Raw genomic sequence first — 18,367 nt, forward strand, 5'->3', positions numbered from 1 at the left:
TCTCGCCACAACTGTGGCCAATTTCAGCCGTCAACCGGCATGGAATGCCACGATAGTTGACACCGCTCGCGTCGGGGCACCAGGATCGGGGCGCCGCGTCAAGGCCGCACAGGCAAGAGGGGTGACCTCCCGATGGCATATCAGGCAGGAGGGCAGCGATCGGCACCGCGGCCCGTCGCCGAGACTCCCGAGGCCCAGGCCTACCTCCAGGACTACGCCAGTCTCCTGGAAGCCGTCTCCTTCCCCTCCGTCGTCCTCGACCGGCGCTGGGACGTCGTCCTCGCCAACACCGCTTTCGCGTCACTTTTCCGCGGCGTCGGACCGCATCCCACGGCCATGCCCGGTGACAACTTCCTCCGGTTCGTGCTGTTCCACCCCGATGCCGGCAGCGTGCTCGGCGACCACGAGTCGAGCTGGTGCCTGCCGATGCTGGGGAACTTCGCGGCCGCCGTGGAGCGCCACGGTCACGACCACGGCCTCCAGGCCATCCGCCGGGACATCGCCCAGGACCCGATCATGGAAGCGGCCTACCGGCACGGCCTGCCGCACTGGATCCGCACGGTCGGCGAGCAGGCCCTCGCACCCGACGGCGCCGTGCGCCCGCTGCTCCACCCCGACCCGCGCTGGGGCGCCACCGACTGCCGGATCGTCGACGAGACGCCCGGCGTGCTGCGGGACATGGGCTGCACCCGGCTGACCCTGGTTCTGCGTGACGCGCGTCGCGCGGCACACCCCGCGCGCCGCCCTGGGCGTCCGCGCCGCACGGCGGCCCATCTGAGCGTGGTGCCCGCCTCCGAGGCCTGACGGGCACCGTCGGCGTTCAGGTCGCCGACGGCGCCTCGTCAGTCCCCCCGGGCGCCTCCGGGCCCGGTCAACTCCGCCTCCCCGCCCCGCTCCTGACGACAGCGGCCCGCGCTTCCCGCCCCGGTTCCCACCCGCGCGGTGGCATTCCCAGCAAGAGAGCCATGTGACATAGTACTGCCGTGACCAAGGGACTGACCTGCGATGTCGTGGTCGTCGGAGCCGGGATGGTGGGCGCGGCCTGCGCCCTGTACGCCACCCGGGCCGGCCTGGACGTCGTGGTCGTCGACCGCGGACCGGTGGCCGGCGGCACGACCGGCGCCGGGGAGGGCAACCTCCTGGTCTCCGACAAGGTACCCGGCCCCGAACTGGACCTGGCGCTGCTCTCGGCCCGCCTGTGGGCCGAACTCGCCGAGGAACTGGGCGCGTCGGTGGAGTACGAGGCCAAGGGCGGTGTCGTCGTGGCCTCCTCCGCCGAGGGACTCACCGCGCTGGAGCGCCTCGCCGACGGCCAGCGGGCCGCGGGAGTCGTCGCCGACCCCGTCGGCCCGGACGCCCTGTACACCCTCGAACCCCGGCTCGCCCCGGGCCTGCCCGGCGCGCTGCACTACCCGCAGGACTCCCAGGTCATGCCGGCCCTCGCCGCCGCCCACCTGCTGCGCGCCTCCGGCGCCCGCCTGCTCACCGGACGGACCGTGACCGCCCTGCCGCGCACCCCCGACGGCGCGGTGCGCGGAGTCCGCACCGACCGGGGCGACATCCACGCCCCGGCCGTCGTCAACGCCGCCGGGACCTGGGGCGGCGAACTCGCCGGCCTCGCCGGCGCCCCGCTGCCCGTGCTCCCGCGCCGGGGCTTCGTCCTGGTCACCGAGCCCCTGCCGCGCCTGATCCACCACAAGGTGTACGCGGCCGACTACGTGGCCGACGTCGCCAGCGACTCGGCCGCCCTCCAGACCTCTCCGGTCGTGGAGGGCACCGCCGCCGGGCCGGTGCTGATCGGCGCCAGCCGGGAACGCGTTGGCTTCGACCGCTCCTTCTCGCTGCCCGTCGTACGCGCCCTGGCGGCCGGCGCCACCCGACTGTTCCCGTTCCTCGCGGACGTCCGCGCGCTGCGCTCGTACGTCGGCTTCCGCCCGTACCTGCCCGACCACCTCCCCGCCGTCGGCCCCGACCCCCGGGTGCCCGGTCTGCACCACGCCTGCGGCCACGAGGGCGCGGGCATCGGCCTGGCCACCGGGACCGGACACCTCATCGCCCAGGCGCTGACCGGTGCCACCCCCGACCTGAGCCTGTCCCCCTTCCGTCCGGACCGCTTCCCCGCCCCCGAGGAGGCCCTGTGAGAGACCCCCTGGACCTGGCCGACGCCCGACCCGGCCCCGCCTTCACGGTCACCCTCGACGGCCGCGAGATCGAGGTCCTGCCGGGGCGTACGGTGGCCGCCGCGCTCTGGGCGGCCGGCATCACCTCCTGGCGCGCCACCCGCGGCGCGGGCCGCCCCCGGGGCGTCTTCTGCGGCATCGGCGTCTGCTTCGACTGCCTCGTCACCGTCAACGACCGGCCCAACCAGCGCGCCTGCCTCGTCCCGCTGCGCCCCGGCGACACCATCCGCACCCAGGAGGGGACGGGCCACGATGACTGAACACCCCCGCCTCGCCGTGATCGGCGCGGGCCCCGCCGGGCTCGCCGCCACCCTCGCGGCCGCCGCCCGCGGCGTACGGGTCACCCTGATCGACGCCGCACCCGCGCCGGGCGGCCAGTTCTACCGGCAGCCCGCGCCCGCACTGCGCGCCCGACGACCGCGGGCCCTGCACCACCAGTGGCCCACCTGGGAGCGACTGCGCGACGGCCTGCGCGCCCAGGAGGAGGCGGGCACGGTGACGCACCTGGCGGACCACCACGTCTGGCTCGTCGACCGCCACCGTGCCGGGTTCACCGTGCACGCCCTACGCGGTCCCGCGCAGGAGGACCCCGCCGAAGCGCGCGCCGACGCCGTGCTCCTGGCCACCGGCGGCTACGAGAAGGTGCTGCCCTTCCCCGGCTGGACCCTGCCCGGCGTGGTCACCGCGGGCGGCGCCCAGGCCATGCTCAAGGGCGGCCTCGCGGTCTCCGGCCGTACCGCGGTCGTGGCGGGCACCGGACCGCTGCTGCTGCCCGTGGCGACCGGGCTGGCCACGGCCGGTATGGAGGTCGCTGCGCTCGTGGAGTCCTCCGACCCGGCGGCGTTCGTCCGCCGCTCCCGGGCCCTGGCCGCCGCACCCGGCAAGGCCCTGGAAGGCGCCGGGTACGCGGCCCGCCTGCTGCGGCACCGGGTCCGCGTCCTCGCCCGGCACACCGTCGTCGAGGCGCACGGCACCGAGCGGCTCACGGCGGTGACGGTCGCCGCGCTGGACCGCGCCGGGCGGGTCGGGCCCGGCACCGCACGCCGGATCCCCTGCGACACGCTCGCCGTCGGCCACGGCATGCTCCCGCACACCGACCTCGCCGAGACCCTCGGCTGCCGCCTCGACGGACCCGGCGTCCACGTCGACGACGAACAGCGCACCGACGTCCCGCTGGTCTGGGCGGCGGGGGAGACCACCGGCATCGGCGGCGCCGCGCTCTCCCTCGCCGAGGGACACATCGCGGGCCGGTCCGCCGCCGCCCGGCTGCACGGCACCGCTCCCGACCCCGCCGCCTGGGCAGGGGCCGCCCGGACCCGGACCCGGCTGCGGGCCTTCTTCGCCGCGCTCGACGAGGTCTGCGCACCGCCCGCCCACTGGACCGAGCAGGTTACCGACGACACCGTCGTCTGCCGCTGCGAGGAAGTGTCCGCCGGGGCGGTCCGCACGGCCGTCGTAGAACTCGGGGCCGGCGACGCGCGCACCGTGAAACTGCTGACCCGGGCCGGGATGGGCTGGTGCCAGGGGCGGATGTGCGCACCCGGGGTCGAGGGACTCACCGGATGCCCGCCCACCCCGCACCGACGACCGCTCGCCCGGCCCGTGCCGCTCGGCGTACTGGCGCGGGCGGGGGAGCACGACGACTGAACCCGAGGCACCGGCCAGACCCGCCGGCCCCCCGTCCTCGCGACCACAGTGACATGTCACACCCCACACAGGGAGACCGTATGACCGGCACCGACCACCGTCCCTGGCACGGCGTCCTCGTCGCCACCGCCCTCCCGCTCAACGACGACCTCACCGTCGACCACGCCCGGTACGCCGAACACTGCGCCTGGCTGGTCGCCAACGGCTGCGACGGCGTGGTCCCGAACGGCTCGCTCGGCGAGTACCAGGTCCTCACCCCCGAGGAGCGCGCCAGGGTCGTCGAGACCGCCGTCGGCGCCGTCGGCGGCGACCGGGTCATGCCCGGAGTCGCCGCCTACGGCTCCGCCGAGGCCCGGCGCTGGGCCGATCAGGCCCGCGACGCGGGCTGCGCCTCCGTGATGCTGCTGCCGCCCAACGCCTACCGCGCCGACGAGCGTTCGGTGCTCGCCCACTACGCGGAGGTCGCCAAGGCGGGTCTGCCGGTCGTGGCCTACAACAACCCCATCGACACCAAGGTCGACCTCGTCCCCGAACTCCTCGCCGAACTCCACGCCGAGGGGCACGTGCAGGCGGTCAAGGAGTTCTCCGGCGACGTCCGCCGCGCCTACCGGCTCGCGGAACTCGCCCCGGAACTCGACCTGTTGATCGGCGCCGACGACGTCCTGCTGGAGCTGGCGCTGGCCGGCGCCAAGGGCTGGGTGGCCGGCTTCCCGAACGCGCTGCCGCAGGCCACGGTGCGGCTGTACCGGGCGGCCGTCGCCGGTGACCTGGCCACCGCCAAGGAGCTGTACGCGTGCCTGCACCCGCTGCTGCGCTGGGACTCCCGGGTCGAGTTCGTGCAGGCGATCAAGTTCTCCATGGACCTCGTGGGACGGTACGGCGGCCCGGTGCGCCCGCCCCGGGTCCCGCTGCTGCCCGGGCAGCAGGCCGCCGTCCGCGCCGCCACGGAACGGGCCCTGGCGGCCGGAACGGACCGGTGACCATGCGCAGCCGCATCGTCCTGCACGCCGTCGACTCCCACACCGAGGGCATGCCCACCCGGGTCGTCACCGGCGGGATCGGCACCATCCCCGGCGCCACCATGAACGAACGCCGGCTGTACTTCCGGGAGCACCGCGACCCCGTGAAACAGCTGCTGATGAACGAGCCGCGCGGCCACGCGGCGATGAGCGGCGCGATCCTCCAGCCCTCCACCCGCCCCGACTGCGACTGGGGCGTCCTCTACATCGAGGTCTCCGGCTATCTGCCGATGTGCGGCCACGGCACGATCGGCGTGGCGACCGTGCTGGTGGAGACCGGCATGGTCGAGGTCGTCGAGCCCGTCACCACGATCCGCCTCGACACCCCGGCCGGCCCGGTCGTCGCCGAGGTCGCCGTGGAGGACGGCGCCGCGAAGGCGGTCACCCTGCGGAACGTGCCCTCCTTCGCCGTCGCCCTTGACCGGCGGATCACCCTGGCCGACGGACGCACGGTCACCTACGACCTGGCCTACGGCGGCAACTTCTACGCCGTCCTCCCGCTCGACGCGTTCGGCCTGCCCTTCGACCGCGCCCACAAGGACGACATCCTCAAGGCCGGCCTCTCCCTGATGGAGGCCGTCAACGCCGAGGCCGAGCCGGTGCACCCCGAGGACCCCTCCATCCGGGGCTGCCACCACGTCCACCTGTACGCGCCGGGCGCCACCGCCCGCCACTCCCGGCACGCGATGGTCATCCACCCCGGCTGGTTCGACCGCTCGCCCTGCGGCACCGGCACCAGCGCCCGCATGGCGCAGCTGCACGCGCGCGGCGAACTCCCCCTGCACACCGAGTTCGTCAACGAGTCCTTCATAGGCACCCGGTTCACCGGGCGGCTGCTCGGCACCACCGAGGTGGCCGGGCGTCCCGCGGTGCTGCCCAGCTTCACCGGCCGCGCCTGGATCACCGGCACCGCCCAGTACCTGCTCGACCCCGACGACCCGTTCCCGGCCGGGTTCGTCCTGTGACGGGCGCCGCCGGGCCGGGCGCGGAGACGGGGATAATGACCGGTGACGCGTGACATTGCATTCCGGCGTGACTTCGCATTCCGGCGTGACATGGCATTCCCGCGCGACTTGGCATTCCCGCGCGACTTGGCATTCCGCGTGACCGTGAATTCCCGCGGACCTCGCATCCCCTAGGAGACACCCCCATGGCCCCCCAGCCCGCCGGCGCCCCCTCCCTGCCCACGCTGGGCGGCAAGAAGCGCAGCTACCGCGAGGGGGTCGCCGACGCGCTGCGGGCCGCACTGATCGCCGGTGAACTCCTGCCGGGCGAGGTGTACTCCGCGCCCACCCTGGCCGCCCGCTTCGGCGTCTCGGCGACCCCGGTGCGCGAGGCCATGCTGGACCTGTCCAAGGAGGGCCTGGTCGACACCGTGCCCAACAAGGGCTTCCGGGTCACCGCGGTCTCCGAGAAGCAGCTGGACGAATACACCCACATCCGTGCGCTCGTGGAGATCCCCACGGTGGTCGCCCTCGCCGGGACCGCCGACCCGGTCTCGCTGGAGGCGCTGCGGCCCGCCGCCCGCGAGATCGTCCGGGCCGCGGAGGCGGGCGACCTCATCGCCTACGTCGAGGCCGACACCCGCTTCCACCTCGGGCTGCTCGCCCTGGCCGGCAACGCGCACCTCGTGACGGTCGTCGCCGACCTGCGGGGCCGGTCCCGCCTCTACGGGCTCACCGCACTGGTGAAGGCCGGCCGGCTGACGGCCTCCGCCGAGGAGCACCTGGAACTCCTCGACGCGCTCCTGACCCGCGACGAGGAGGCCGTGCGGGAGGTCATGACCCGGCACCTCGGCCACGTCCGCGGGCTGTGGGCGGCCAAGTAGCCCTCCGGGCACCGTCGTCGGCCCGGATCACCGCCGGGGCGGCGCGTCCTCCTTCGCGACCGCCGTGCCCCGCTTCGCCGCCTGGATCTGCTCGTACACATGGGTGCGCAGCTCCGCGAAGCGCGGGGCGACCCGGGTGTGCAACTGGTCCCGCTCGTCCGGCAGATCGATCTTCAACTGCTCCTGGACGACCGTGGGGGAGGCGGACAGGACGACGACGCGCTCGCCGAGGTAGACGGCCTCGTCGATGTCGTGCGTGACGAACAGGATCGTGATCCCCCGCAGCCGCCACAGCCGCCGCACCAGGTCCTCCAGGTCGGCGCGGGTCTGCGAGTCGACCGCGGCGAACGGCTCGTCCATCAGCAGCACCCGGGGCTCGTAGGCCAGGGCGCGGGCGATGGCGACCCGCTGCTGCATTCCGCCGGACAACTGCCAGGGGTAGGCGCCGAAGGCGTCGGAGAGGCCGACGGACTCCAGCGCGTCCCGCACCAGTTCCCTTCGCCGCTCCTTGGGCAGGTTCTTCTGCTTCAGGGGGAGTTCGACGTTCTGGCCGACCCGCATCCAGGGGAACAGGCTGCGCCCGTACTCCTGAAAGACGAAGGCCATGCCGGGCGGTGGCCCGGTCACCTTCCGCCCCTCCAGCAGGACTTCGCCGCCCGACGGCGCGAGCAGCCCGCTCATGCACTTCAGCAGGGTGGTCTTGCCGCAGCCGGACGGGCCGACGAGACAGACCAGTTCGCCGGGGTCGACGGTGAAGGTCAGATCGCGCACCGCCTCCACCCGCCGTCCCGATCCCTCGTACACCTTCCTCAGGCCGCGCACGTCGAGCATGGGTTGCCCTTTCAGCAGGTTCACGGGGACCGCCGGGTGGCCGCGCGCAGGCCGTGGTACCAGGCCAGGACGCGCCGTTCGACGAGTTGGAAGACGACCGACAGCGCGAAGCCGAGCAGCCCGAGCAGCAGGATGCCGGTCCACATGTCGGGGATCGCGAAACTGCGCTGGAACTGCACGATGGTGAAGCCCAGACCGTTGCTGGCGGCGAACATCTCGCTGATGACCATCAGGATGATCCCGATGGACAGGGCCTGGCGCAGGCCCGCGAAGATCTGCGGGCTCGCCGAGGGCAGCACCACGTACCGCAGCCGGGCCGGGCCGGTGATGCCGTAGCTGCGGGCCGTCTGCGCCATCACCGCGTCGACCGCGCGGACGCCCTCGACGGTGTTGAGGAGGACCGGCCACACGCACCCGGCGGCGATCACCGTGATCTTCATGGTGTCGCCGATGCCCGCGAACAGCATGATGACCGGCACCAGCACCGGCGGGGGCACCGCCCGCAGGAACTCCAGCACCGGCTCGCACACCGCCCGCACCCGCCGGTAGGAGCCGATGACGACGCCGAGTCCCACGCCCACCACGGCCGCCAGCGCGTAACCGCCGGCCAGCCTCAGGACGCTGGGCAGGACGTCGTCCCGGAAACGGGCCCCGGTCCAGACGTCGGGGAAGGTCTCCAGGATCGTGCGCAGCGGCGGCCAGTACACGTCCGTACTGTCGTCGGACGCCACCCACCACAGGCCCACCAGCACGGCCGGAAGGGCCAGCGCGAACGCGATCCGGGCGAGGAACGTCCTCACACCGCCACCTCCCCGCGCACCGACTGGTGCCAGGCCAGCGCCCGCCGCTCCACGGCCCGCGCGCCGACGTTGATCAGCAGCCCCAGCAGCCCGGTCACCACGATCAGCGCGTACATCTCCGGCACCGCCTGGGAGTTCTGCGCCACGGCGATGCGCGCGCCCAACCCCGGCGCGCCGATGACGAGTTCGGCGGTGACGGCGAGGATCAGGGCCACTGCGGCGGCCAGCCGGACCCCGGTCATGACGTACGGCAGGGCGGTCGGCCACAGCACGTACCGGACCCGCGCCCAGGCGCCGAGGCCGTACGACCGCGCCGTCTCCTCGGCGACCGGGTCGACGTCCCGCACGCCGTACAGGACCTGGATCAGCACCTGCCAGAACGCGGCGTACACCACCAGCAGGAGAACCGAGCGGAGTTCGGTGCCGTAGAGCAGGACCGCGAGCGGGATCAGGGCGACCGAGGGGATCGGGCGCAGGAACTCGATGGTGGAGGCGGTCGCCTCGCGCAGATACGGCACCACCGAGATCGCCACGCCGGCCACGATCCCGGCACCGGAGGCGAGGCAGAGCCCCAGGGCCCAGCCGGTGAGGGTGTCGCCGAGCGCCGACCAGAAGGCGGAGTCGGCGAGTTCGGCGGCGAAGGCGTCGAGGATCCGGCTGGTCGGCGGAAAGTACGCCTCCTTGACCAGGCCGAGCCGCGGCACGACCTCGCCGAGGGCGAGGAAGACCGCGAGCCCGGCCGCACCGAGCAGCGCGTTCAGGCCCTTCACGGCAGCAGCTGGTCCAGGTCCGGGGTCTTCTTGAACAGACCGTCCTGCTCGCCGAGTTGCATCAGCTTCTCGATGGAGGCGCGGTCGGCCTCGGCCGGCCACTTGGGCAGCGTCACCTGTTCCAGCACCGCGGGCGGGATCTTGGTGTACGTCGTGACGATCTGGCGGACCTCGTCGGGGTGGGCGTCGGCGTAGGCGAGGGACTCGGCGGTGGCCTCCTGGAACCTCTTCACCAGTTCGGGGTTCTCCTCGGCGTACCGCGCCGAGGTGAAGTACATCGCCACGGTCAGGTTCGGGGCGACGTCCACCAGGGACGAGGCGAGTTCGGTGCCGCCCTGGCTCTTGACGGTGGCGAGGGCCGGCTCGACGACCATGGCCGCGTCGATCCGGCCGGAGTCCAGGGCCGCCGGCATCTGGTCGAAGGCCAGCTCGACGAACTGCACCTCGTCCGGATCGCCGCCCGCCTTGCGCACCGACTCGCGGACCGCCGTCTCGTTGATGTTCTTCAGGGTGTTGACGGCGACCTTCCTGCCCTCCAGGTCCTTGGGCGACTTCAGCGCGCTGCCCGCCTTGACGGTCAGGGCCCCGAAGTCCTTGCCCTCCTCGCCCGTCGAGGCGATGCCGTTGGCGATGGCCCGCACCGGCACGTCGCTCGACTGCGCGATCATCAGCGAGGTCATGTTGCTGAACCCGAACTGGTACTGGCCGCTGACGACGGCCGGCACGATCGCCGCCCCGCCCTGAGCGGTCGTCAACTTCAGTTCCAGGCCGTGCTTTTCGTAGAAGCCCTTCTCCTGCCCTAGATAGACCGGCGCCACGTCGACGATGGGGATGAGTCCCACGGTGACGGTCGTGACGTCTCCCGAGGAGCCCTCGCCGTCCGACGAACCGCCGTCGTCGGACGAGCCACAGGCCGCCAGGGCGAACAGGAATGTGCCGGCCGCGACAGCGGCGAGCAGACGACGCATGACTCCTCCTGTGCAGACAACGGTGTTCCGACAGGCTGTGCGCAGACCGCACAGTAGTGCTCAAGCGTGCTCAGCGGGAAGGTAGAACTCTCAACGGGTCAGGTCAAGAACTCTCGCGCACTTCGCTGACAAAATTGTTGACACATCAGGAGGGGATCATGCCCGAACCGGACCGCGGACGCCACTTCGTGAACTCCTTCGCGCACGGCCTCGCCGTCATCCGCTCCTTCGACGCCGAGCACCCGGCCCGGACGCTCAGCGAGGTCGCCCGCGACTGCGGACTGACCCGCGCCGCCGCGCGCCGGCTGCTGCTCACCCTCGTCGACCTCGGCTACGTCCACCAGGACGCACGCCGGTTCCGGCTCACTCCGCGCGTACTGGAGCTGGGCTACTCCTACCTCGCCAGCTTCACCCTGCCCGAACTGGCCCTGCCGCATCTGGAGCAACTCGTCGGCGCGGTGCGGGAGTCGTCCTCGCTGTGCGTGCTGGACGGCGACGACATCGTCTACGTGGCCCGGGTGCCGACCAGCCGCATCATGACCGCCGCCATCACCGTCGGTACCCGCTTCCCGGCCCATGTCACCTCGGTCGGCCGGGTGATCCTCGCGCACCTCACGGACCGGGAGATCGACGCCCGGCTGGCCCGCGCCGACCTCGGTCCGCTGACCCCGCGCACCCTCGTCGACCCGGACGCCCTCCGCGCCGAACTGCGCCGGGTGCGCCGCCAGGGATACGCGATCGTCGACCAGGAACTGGAAGTCGGGCTGAGGTCGGTCGCCGCCCCGGTGCGGGACCGGGGCGGCGAGGTGACGGCGGCCGTGAACATCGCGGTGCACGCCGGTCGCAACTCCCTGGAGTCGGTCCGCCGCGACCTGCTGCCGCCGCTGCTGGAGGCGGTCGCCCGGATCGAGGCCGACCTGCGGATCACAGATCCAGGACGAGCCGCTTCCCCCGGCACCGGGACACACAGATGAGCATGGTCTCCCCGGCGGCGCGCTCGGCCTCGCCGAGCACCGAGTCCCGGTGGTCGGGCACCCCCTCGACCACGTCCGTCTCGCAGGTGCCGCAGGTCCCCTCCGCGCAGGAGTACAGCACCTCGACCCCGGCGGCGCGCACGGTGTCGAGCACGGAACGGCCCGCCGGGACGGTGAGGGAACGCCCGCTCCGCGCGAGCACCACCTCGAACTCACCGTCCTTGCGGCCCTGTTGCTCCTCGGGCCGGAACCGCTCGACGTGCAGCACCCCGGCCGGGGCGAGGGCCTGGACCGCGTCCAGGAGCGGCCCGGGACCGCAGCAGTACACGAGCGCGCCCGCGCCCGACCCGTCGAACACCCCCGCCACGTCCAGCAGTCCGCACTCGTCCTGCGGAGCGAGGACGACCCGGTCGCCGTAGCGGCGGAGCTCCTCGACGTAGGCCATCGAGGCCCGGGTGCGCCCGCCGTACAGCAGCGTCCACTCGGCGCCTGCCGCCTCGGCCGCGGCGAGCATGGGCAGGATCGGGGTGATGCCGATGCCGCCCGCGACGAAGCGGTACCGGGGCGCCGGCCGCAGCGGGAAGTGGTTGCGCGGACCGCGCGCCCCGACCCTGTCGCCCTCCCTCAACTCCTCGTGCACGAAGGCGGATCCGCCTCGTCCGCCGGGTTCCCGCAGCACCGCGACCCGCCAGGAGCCGCGGTCGGCCGGGTCGCCGCACAGGGAGTACTGACGCTCCAGTCCGGGCGCGAGCAGAAGGTCGATGTGCGCCCCGGGTGTCCATTCCGGCAGGGGCTCGCCGCCCGGATCCCGAAGGGTCAGTTCGAGCACTCCGTCGGCGACCGACTTCCGCCGCTGCACGACGAGTTCGGTCATGACGCGTGCCCCTCGGGATGCCCGAGCATCCACTCCCACAGCTCCACCGGATCCTCCGCGGTGTGTTCGGCGCCGCAGTGGCAGGTGCCGTGCAGCACATCGGTGCCCGGCAGCCAGTCGACGCGGTAGACCTCCCCGGCCGGCGTCGTCACAGCACCCGCTCCACGGGCTTGCCGCCCTCCTCGACCAGCCGCGCGAGGATCCGCCGGGCGGCCAGGCCGCCGGTGTCGATGTTGATGCTGAGTTCCTGGTAGCCGTGCCGCTCGATACCGAGGGTCCGCTGGAGGAGGTTGAGCGCGGTGACGTCCTGCATGACGACCGTGTGGTTGTTGCCGCGCAGGAACTCGGTCACCTCGGCGTCGTCCGTCGCCCAGTCCCGGGACACGGCCCAGAAGTCGTACACCTGGCCGTCGCCGGACGGGGTGATGGCGTACGTGACCTCGGTGTGGAACCCGCCGGGATCGCTGCCGTCCGCCTCCGGCAGGACGCCGACCGGAGCGACCCGGCTGTGCAGCACGTAGAGGCAGGGCGCGTGGTACTCGATGTCCTGCCAGCGCGTGATCCGACCCCGGATTCCGGTGGATTCGGCGTAGAACGGCGGGCACTCCGCGTCGTCCATGTGCCGGCTGACCCGTACGATCCCGGCGCCCTCGTCGACCTCCGTGGTGATCGGCGTCTCGGCGACCTCGGGCGTGCCGATGTACCCGCCGTGCAGATACGTCTCGTGGGACAGGTCGAGCAGGTTGTCCACCAGGAGCCCGTAGTCGCAGTCGATGGGCTCCATGCCCCGGACGGTCGTCCAGCCGGGGGCGTCCAGGTGCGGGGCCCGCGGGACGGCCCCCGCGTCGGCCAGTACCGGGTCACCGATCCACACCCACACCAGCGAGTCCACCTCGACGACCGGGTAGGCGGCGACGCGCGCGGTGCGCGGTATCCGCCGCTGCCCCGGCACACCGACGCACGCGCCCGTCGTGTCGTACGTGAACCCGTGGTACCCGCAGACGATCCGGTCCCCGTCGAGCCCGCTGTGCGACAGCGGATACCGCCGGTGCACACAGCGGTCGTGCAGGGCGACGACCCCGCCCTCCTCGGTCCGGTAGAACACCAGCGGCTCCCCGAGCACCGTCCGCCCGAGCAACTCCCGCCCGACCTCGTGACGGTAGGCGGCGACGTACCACTGGTTCCTGGCGAAGGCGGTGATGTGCGGCATACGGCGGCTCCCTCGGCTCGCGGTGGCGTCCTTGCCTGTCCCGCGTGGGCGTCATCATGGGCGGGCACGGGGCAGCCCGGGAGAGGGGTTTCCGTCTGACGGAAGCGCCCGGTGGGGACGCGGTCGGGGACCGTACCCGGCGTATCCCCGACCTTCAGACAGGGGCCACCGCACCCTTCCCTGACGTTTCGTGCTCCTGGAACACTCCTTGCGCGCGCGTTTCGTCATGACCCCGTCCGGTCACCCTCACCCAGAACGAGAGGTCACTTCGTCATGCCCGATGTCAACCGGCGCAGGTTCCTCCAGCTCAGCGGCGCCACCGCGGCGTTCACCGCGCTGTCCGCCAGCATCGAGCGGGCCGCCGCGCTCCCCGCGAACCACCGCACGGGCTCGATCGAGGACGTCGAGCACATCGTCGTCCTGATGCAGGAGAACCGGTCCTTCGACCACTACTTCGGCAAGCTGCGAGGCGTCCGCGGGTTCGGCGACCCCCACCCGGTGACCCTGGACAGCGGCAAACCGGTGTGGCACCAGTCGGACGGCACCAAGGACCTGCTGCCCTTCCACCCCACCGCCGACGACCTCGGCATGCAGTTCCTGGAGGGCCTGCCGCACGGCTGGACCGACGGCCAGCAGGCCTACAACGGCGGCAAGTACGACCGGTGGATCCCCGCCAAGGGCACCACCACCATGGCCTACCTCGACCGCGAGGACATCCCCTTCCACTACGCCCTCGCCGACGCCTTCACCATCTGCGACGCCTACCACTGCTCGTTCATCGGTTCCACCGACCCCAACCGCTACTACATGTGGAGCGGACACACCGGCAACGACGGGCGCGGCGGCGGACCGGTCCTCGGCAACGACGAACTGGGCTACGACTGGACGACCTACCCGGAGCGCCTGGAGGCGGCCGGGGTCTCCTGGAAGATCTACCAGGACATCGGCGACGGCCTGGACGCGGCCGGCTCCTGGGGCTGGATCTCCGACGCCTACCGGGGCAACTACGGCGACAACTCCCTGCTGTACTTCAACAAGTACCGCAACGCCCAGCCCGGTGAGCCCTGGTACGACAAGGCCCGCACCGGCACCGACGTCAAGAACGGCGACGGCTACTTCGACCGGCTCAGGGCCGACGTCAAGGCCGGGACGCTGCCGCAGATCTCCTGGATCGCCGCCCCCGAGGCGTTCTCCGAGCACTCCAACTGGCCCTCCAACTACGGCGCCTGGTACATCTCCCAGGTGCTGGACGCGCTCACCTCCAACCCGGAGGTCTGGTCGCGGACGGCGCTGTTCATCACGTACGACGAGAACGACGGCTTCTTCGACCACCTGGTGCCGCCGCTGCCGCCGAAGGACGCCTCCCGCGGCAAGTCGACCGTCGACGTCTCGCTGGACGTCCACCCGGGCGACAGCCGTCGTCCGGCGGGCGCCTACGGGCTCGGTCCGCGGGTGCCGATGCTGGTCGTCTCGCCGTGGAGCAAGGGCGGCTACGTCTGCTCCGAGACCCTCGACCACACCTCGATCCTCCGGTTCATGGAGCGCCGCTTCGGTGTCGAGGAGACCAACATCTCCCCGTGGCGGCGGACCGTCTGCGGCGACCTCACCTCGGCCTTCGACTTCTCCCGCCGCGACAGCCGCCCGGCCGCCCTGCCGGAGACGGACGAGTACGAGCCGCAGGACCGCGAACGGCACCCCGACTACCGGCCGACCCCGCCGGCCGACCCGGACATGCCCCGCCAGGAGCGCGGTCCGCGCCGGGCCCGTCCGCTGAAGTACGCCCCGTCCGTGGACGGCTCGGTGGACGCGGCGGCCGGCCGGTTCACGCTGACCTTCGCCTCCGGGGCCGAGGCGGGCGCGGCGTTCCTGGTCACCTCCGGCAACCGCACCGACGGGCCCTGGACGTACACCACCGAGGCCGGCAAGAGCCTCGCCGACACCTGGAACTCGGTCTACTCGGGCGGCTCGTACGACCTGACCGTGCACGGCCCGAACGGCTTCCTGCGGGTCTTCAAGGGCTCGAACCGGGCGGCCGGACCGGAGGTCACCGCCCGGCACACGGGGGACGACGTGCGGCTCACGTTCACCAACGGGGGACCGTCGAGCCTCCGGCTGAAGGTCACCGGCGGCTACGGCGGGCGCCCCCGCACCTTCACCGTGCGCCCCGGCACCACGGTCCGGCACACCGTCGATCTCGCGGCGAGCCGCCGCTGGTACGACCTGACCGTCACCTGCGACGCCGATCCGGCGTTCCTGCGCAGGTTCGCCGGCCACGTCGAGAACGGCTGCCCCGGGGTGAGCGACCCGGCGCTGATCGTCGAGTAGACCGGGCGGCGGGACCCGTTGACGCGCGACGCCCCGGCTTCGGGAAGCCGGGGCGTCGGCACGCGTACGAGGAGGGGGTGCCGGGAGCCGTGCGGCTCACAGCGCGGTGAGCTGCCCCGGTTCCGGCCGCCTGGGTGCCGGCACGGCTTCGACCGTGACGCCCGGGATACCCGGGATGCCCGCGACGAACACCGGGTCGACCGCGGCGCCGCCCGGCCGCAGTGCCGGTTCGAGCGAGGCCGTGCCCGGCTCCAGGGCCAGCACCGCGGCCACGGGGTGTTCCTCGTCCACCGCCGCACGGGCCTCGTCGGCGGCCGGGTGCGGTGTCACCCGGGTCAGCAGGAGTACGCCCCGGGCCGCCAGGCCCGCGCCGGCCAGGGCGAGCAGCACGCCGGCCGCGCCGCCCTGGAGCCGCTCGCCCAGCAGGACCAGGCCGATCAGCGCGGCGGCGACCGGGTTGGTCAGGGTCACCACCGCGAGCGGGGCGTCCAGGCCGTCGCGGTAGGCGGTCTGGGAGAGCAGCAGACCACCGACCGCGAAGGCCGCGACCAGCAGGGCCACACCGGCCACCTGCACGCTGAGCAGCGGGCCCGAGCGGTCAGTGGCGGCCACCGTGACGGTCTGGGTGAGCGCCGAGGCGACCCCGGAGGCGAAGCCGGACGCGGTCGCGTGCCGCAGCCCCGGGCGGGTGCCGGGGCGGGCCAGCAGGCCGATCAGGGCGGCCGTGGCGCCGGCCACGCCGAGCGCCTCGGGGGTGCTGAGGACGGTGTCCGGGGCGGGCCCGGACGCGGTGACCAGGATCGCGGCCAGTCCGGCCAGGGTGAGCGCGGTGCCCCGCCACTCCGTCGCGGTGACCTTCCGGCCCGCGACCCGCGCGCCGAGCGGCACGGCCGCGACCAGGGTCAGCGCGCCCAGCGGCTGGACCACGGTGAGCGGCCCGTACTTCAGGGCCACCACGTGCAGCAGCGCGGCGGAGCCGTTGAGCCCGACCGAGGCCCACCAGGCGCCGGAGCACATCAGCCGGAGGATGCCCGAGCCCGCGGCCCGGGAGGCGAGCCGCTCCTGGGCGACCGCGGCGGCCGCGTAGGCGACGGCCGAGAAGAGGGACAGCACTACCGCGAGCAGTGTGGCGTTCATCGGCCAGCTCCCACGAGAGACGGTTCTTCCGCCGGTACGAGGTGTTCCGTGCCGCGTCCCGCGGTGGTCCTGGTGCGGTGCGGCGAGCGCGGCGAGACGGGGGTCCCCCCGGACGGAGTCCGGGGGCGGATGAGGGCGAGCGCGAGGCCGAGCAGGGCGGCCGCCACGATCGCGTCGAGCCAGTAGTGGTTGGCGGTCCCCACGATCACCAGCAGGGTCACCAGCGGGTGCAGCAGCCACAGCACGCGCCACCGCGACCGGGTGGCGACGATCAGGCCGACCGCCACCATCAGCGCCCAGCCGAAGTGCAGCGAGGGCATCGCGGCGAACTGGTTCGACAGGTGGTCCTCGGCCGGCGGGCCGTACACGGAGGGGCCGTACACCCGGGCGGTGTCGACCAGACCGGTCGCGGCGAGCATCCGCGGCGGCGCGAGGGGGAAGAGCAGATGACCGGCCAGGGCGACCGCGGTGACGGCGGCCAGCACCCGGCGCGCCCACACGTAGTGCGCGGGGCGGCGCAGGTAGAGCCAGACCAGGAAGGCCACGGTGGCCGGGAAGTGGACGGTCGCGTAGTAGGTGTTCGCGGCCTCGACCAGGCCGTCGCCGTGCAGCAGCACCGACTGCACCGCGCCCTCGCCGGGCAGGTGGACCGCCCGCTCCAGGTCCCAGACCTGCCGCGCGTTGCGGAAGGCCTCGCCGGTGTGGCCCGTGGCCAGCTGCCGGCCGAACTTGTAGACGAGGAAGAGTCCTACGACGAGGAGGAGCTCACGGACGAGCGGTGGACGCGCGGTGACGTCCGGCTCGGCCGGTGCAGGCTCGGTGCGGGCATTCATCCCCCGGCCCTTTCGCTGACGGTGCTGCTTGGGTGGTGCGGACGGCGGCCCGCGGGGCTGGTGACTCCGCGGACGCGCCGAACTCATCGATACGGGTAAGTACCGAAACGACACTGTACCGATACGGCAGTGTACCGATACGGTCGGGTACCGGTACACTGGTGTACCGATAGACGTGCGCCACACCGGGAACCACCGAGCGAGGAGAAGAGCCGATGACGTCGCAGGCCGCGGACGGACCGGAGACGGTCACCGCCTCGCGCCGCTCCAAGATCACGCCCGAGCGTGAGAAGGAGTTCTTCGACGCCGTCCTCGACCAGATCCGCGAGTGCGGCTACGACGCCGTCACCATGGAGGGCATCGCCGCCAGCACGCGGTGCAGCAAGTCCACGCTCTACCGGCAGTGGAAGACCAAGCCCCAGTTCGTCGCGGCGGCCCTGCGCTCCAGCCGCAGCCCGCGCTTCGCCGGGATCGACACCGGCACGCTCGCGGGGGACCTGCGCGCGGCCGGCCGGTCGGCCGGGGACTGGTCCGGCGACACCACGATCCTGCTCCAGGCCTTCGGGCACGCGGTCACCCAGGACCCCGAACTCCAGCGGGCCCTGCGCGAGGCGCTGGTCGAACCGGAACTGGCCGCGCTCCGGAAGATCATCCAGCGCGGGGTCGAACGCGGCGAGGTCGCCGCCGACCATCCCGCGCTGCCGTACATCGCCGCGCAGATCTTCGGCGTGCTGCGCGCGCGGCCCGTGCTGGAGGGCGAGTTCGCCGACCCCGACTACCTGCTGCGCTTCGTCGAGGCGGCCGTACTGCCCGCACTGGGCCTGACCTAGAACCCAGGCCGCCGTCCACGGGATGACTGGACGGTGACCTGCTCGCGCCGCACCGTGGGGACGGGGGCGGCGCGCACCCCCCGGCCGGGTGGGGTCCCTCTTGAGCGGAGAGGTGCCCCACCCGGCCGTCGTCCGTGGCGG

The 18,367-nt window shown here is 73.1% G+C and carries 19 protein-coding genes; 10 read left to right on the forward strand and 9 right to left on the reverse strand.

What is annotated here, in order from left to right:
- Nucleotides 1–132: 132 nt before the first annotated feature.
- From AB0E07_RS15430 to AB0E07_RS15460, 7 genes are all read left to right on the forward strand, one after another.
- Entirely contained in the window at nucleotides 133–804 is a 672-nt protein-coding gene (locus AB0E07_RS15430; RefSeq protein ID WP_362250883.1) for a hypothetical protein, read from the forward strand.
- A 179-nt stretch (nucleotides 805–983) separates the two neighbouring features.
- Nucleotides 984–2,141 (forward strand): FAD-binding oxidoreductase, encoded by a 1,158-nt coding sequence (locus AB0E07_RS15435; RefSeq protein WP_362250886.1) that lies wholly within the window; start codon nucleotides 984–986, stop codon nucleotides 2,139–2,141.
- Entirely contained in the window at nucleotides 2,138–2,440 is a 303-nt protein-coding gene (locus AB0E07_RS15440; RefSeq protein ID WP_362250889.1) for a (2Fe-2S)-binding protein, read from the forward strand. The genes AB0E07_RS15435 and AB0E07_RS15440 overlap by 4 nt, the downstream gene beginning before the upstream one ends.
- Entirely contained in the window at nucleotides 2,433–3,827 is a 1,395-nt protein-coding gene (locus tag AB0E07_RS15445; protein ID WP_362250892.1) for an FAD-dependent oxidoreductase, read from the forward strand. The genes AB0E07_RS15440 and AB0E07_RS15445 overlap by 8 nt, the downstream gene beginning before the upstream one ends.
- An 80-nt stretch (nucleotides 3,828–3,907) precedes the next feature.
- Nucleotides 3,908–4,807 carry a dihydrodipicolinate synthase family protein gene (locus AB0E07_RS15450; protein WP_362250895.1) on the forward strand — a complete coding sequence of 300 codons (900 nt, stop codon included), beginning with the start codon at nucleotides 3,908–3,910 and terminating at the stop codon, nucleotides 4,805–4,807.
- A gap of 2 nt (nucleotides 4,808–4,809) precedes the next feature.
- On the forward strand, nucleotides 4,810–5,811 hold the full coding sequence (locus tag AB0E07_RS15455; protein WP_362250899.1) for a proline racemase family protein: 1,002 nt from the start codon (nucleotides 4,810–4,812) through the stop codon (nucleotides 5,809–5,811).
- A 185-nt stretch (nucleotides 5,812–5,996) separates the two neighbouring features.
- Nucleotides 5,997–6,674: a GntR family transcriptional regulator gene (locus AB0E07_RS15460; protein ID WP_362250902.1), complete on the forward strand. Its 678-nt coding sequence runs from the start codon at nucleotides 5,997–5,999 to the stop codon at nucleotides 6,672–6,674.
- Between the two features lie 27 nt (nucleotides 6,675–6,701).
- Here the strand turns inward: AB0E07_RS15460 and AB0E07_RS15465 are convergent, their stop codons facing one another.
- The 4 genes from AB0E07_RS15465 to AB0E07_RS15480 are packed head-to-tail and all read right to left on the reverse strand — an operon-like array spanning nucleotide 6,702 to nucleotide 10,043.
- Nucleotides 6,702–7,505 carry an ABC transporter ATP-binding protein gene (locus tag AB0E07_RS15465; protein WP_362250905.1) on the reverse strand — a complete coding sequence of 268 codons (804 nt, stop codon included), beginning with the start codon at nucleotides 7,503–7,505 and terminating at the stop codon, nucleotides 6,702–6,704.
- 20 nt (nucleotides 7,506–7,525) lie between these two features.
- Entirely contained in the window at nucleotides 7,526–8,305 is a 780-nt protein-coding gene (locus tag AB0E07_RS15470; protein WP_362250908.1) for an ABC transporter permease subunit, read from the reverse strand.
- Nucleotides 8,302–9,075: an ABC transporter permease gene (locus AB0E07_RS15475; RefSeq protein WP_362250911.1), complete on the reverse strand. Its 774-nt coding sequence runs from the start codon at nucleotides 9,073–9,075 to the stop codon at nucleotides 8,302–8,304. The genes AB0E07_RS15470 and AB0E07_RS15475 overlap by 4 nt, the downstream gene beginning before the upstream one ends.
- On the reverse strand, nucleotides 9,072–10,043 hold the full coding sequence (locus tag AB0E07_RS15480) for an ABC transporter substrate-binding protein (RefSeq protein WP_362250914.1): 972 nt from the start codon (nucleotides 10,041–10,043) through the stop codon (nucleotides 9,072–9,074). The genes AB0E07_RS15475 and AB0E07_RS15480 overlap by 4 nt, the downstream gene beginning before the upstream one ends.
- Before the next feature lie 158 nt (nucleotides 10,044–10,201).
- On the opposite strand from AB0E07_RS15480, the gene AB0E07_RS15485 reads away from it, so the two are divergent.
- Nucleotides 10,202–11,017: an IclR family transcriptional regulator C-terminal domain-containing protein gene (locus AB0E07_RS15485; protein WP_362250917.1), complete on the forward strand. Its 816-nt coding sequence runs from the start codon at nucleotides 10,202–10,204 to the stop codon at nucleotides 11,015–11,017.
- Here AB0E07_RS15485 and AB0E07_RS15490 read toward each other — a convergent pair.
- The 3 genes from AB0E07_RS15490 to AB0E07_RS15500 are packed head-to-tail and all read right to left on the reverse strand — an operon-like array spanning nucleotide 10,968 to nucleotide 13,101.
- Nucleotides 10,968–11,891 carry a PDR/VanB family oxidoreductase gene (locus AB0E07_RS15490; protein WP_362250920.1) on the reverse strand — a complete coding sequence of 308 codons (924 nt, stop codon included), beginning with the start codon at nucleotides 11,889–11,891 and terminating at the stop codon, nucleotides 10,968–10,970. The genes AB0E07_RS15485 and AB0E07_RS15490 overlap by 50 nt on opposite strands.
- Entirely contained in the window at nucleotides 11,888–12,043 is a 156-nt protein-coding gene (locus tag AB0E07_RS15495; protein ID WP_362250923.1) for a hypothetical protein, read from the reverse strand. Before AB0E07_RS15495 ends, AB0E07_RS15490 begins: the two co-directional genes overlap by 4 nt.
- Nucleotides 12,040–13,101 carry an aromatic ring-hydroxylating dioxygenase subunit alpha gene (locus tag AB0E07_RS15500; protein WP_362250926.1) on the reverse strand — a complete coding sequence of 354 codons (1,062 nt, stop codon included), beginning with the start codon at nucleotides 13,099–13,101 and terminating at the stop codon, nucleotides 12,040–12,042. Before AB0E07_RS15500 ends, AB0E07_RS15495 begins: the two co-directional genes overlap by 4 nt.
- A 273-nt stretch (nucleotides 13,102–13,374) precedes the next feature.
- On the opposite strand from AB0E07_RS15500, the gene AB0E07_RS15505 reads away from it, so the two are divergent.
- Nucleotides 13,375–15,426, forward strand: coding sequence for a phosphocholine-specific phospholipase C (locus AB0E07_RS15505; RefSeq protein WP_362250929.1), 2,052 nt, complete (start codon nucleotides 13,375–13,377; stop codon nucleotides 15,424–15,426).
- A 96-nt stretch (nucleotides 15,427–15,522) separates the two neighbouring features.
- Here the strand turns inward: AB0E07_RS15505 and AB0E07_RS15510 are convergent, their stop codons facing one another.
- Both AB0E07_RS15510 and AB0E07_RS15515 read right to left on the reverse strand, forming a co-directional pair.
- On the reverse strand, nucleotides 15,523–16,563 hold the full coding sequence (locus tag AB0E07_RS15510; RefSeq protein WP_362250932.1) for a hypothetical protein: 1,041 nt from the start codon (nucleotides 16,561–16,563) through the stop codon (nucleotides 15,523–15,525).
- Nucleotides 16,560–17,396 (reverse strand): phosphatase PAP2 family protein, encoded by an 837-nt coding sequence (locus AB0E07_RS15515; protein WP_362250936.1) that lies wholly within the window; start codon nucleotides 17,394–17,396, stop codon nucleotides 16,560–16,562. Before AB0E07_RS15515 ends, AB0E07_RS15510 begins: the two co-directional genes overlap by 4 nt.
- Before the next feature lie 215 nt (nucleotides 17,397–17,611).
- On the opposite strand from AB0E07_RS15515, the gene AB0E07_RS15520 reads away from it, so the two are divergent.
- The gene (locus AB0E07_RS15520) at nucleotides 17,612–18,226 is read left to right on the forward strand and encodes a TetR/AcrR family transcriptional regulator (RefSeq protein ID WP_362250939.1); all 615 of its coding nucleotides are present in this window, start codon (nucleotides 17,612–17,614) and stop codon (nucleotides 18,224–18,226) included.
- Nucleotides 18,227–18,367 lie beyond the last annotated feature (141 nt).

Origin of the sequence: Streptomyces sp. NPDC048002 (assembly GCF_040653275.1) — a bacterium.
Taxonomy (GTDB): Bacteria; Actinomycetota; Actinomycetes; order Streptomycetales; family Streptomycetaceae; genus Streptomyces.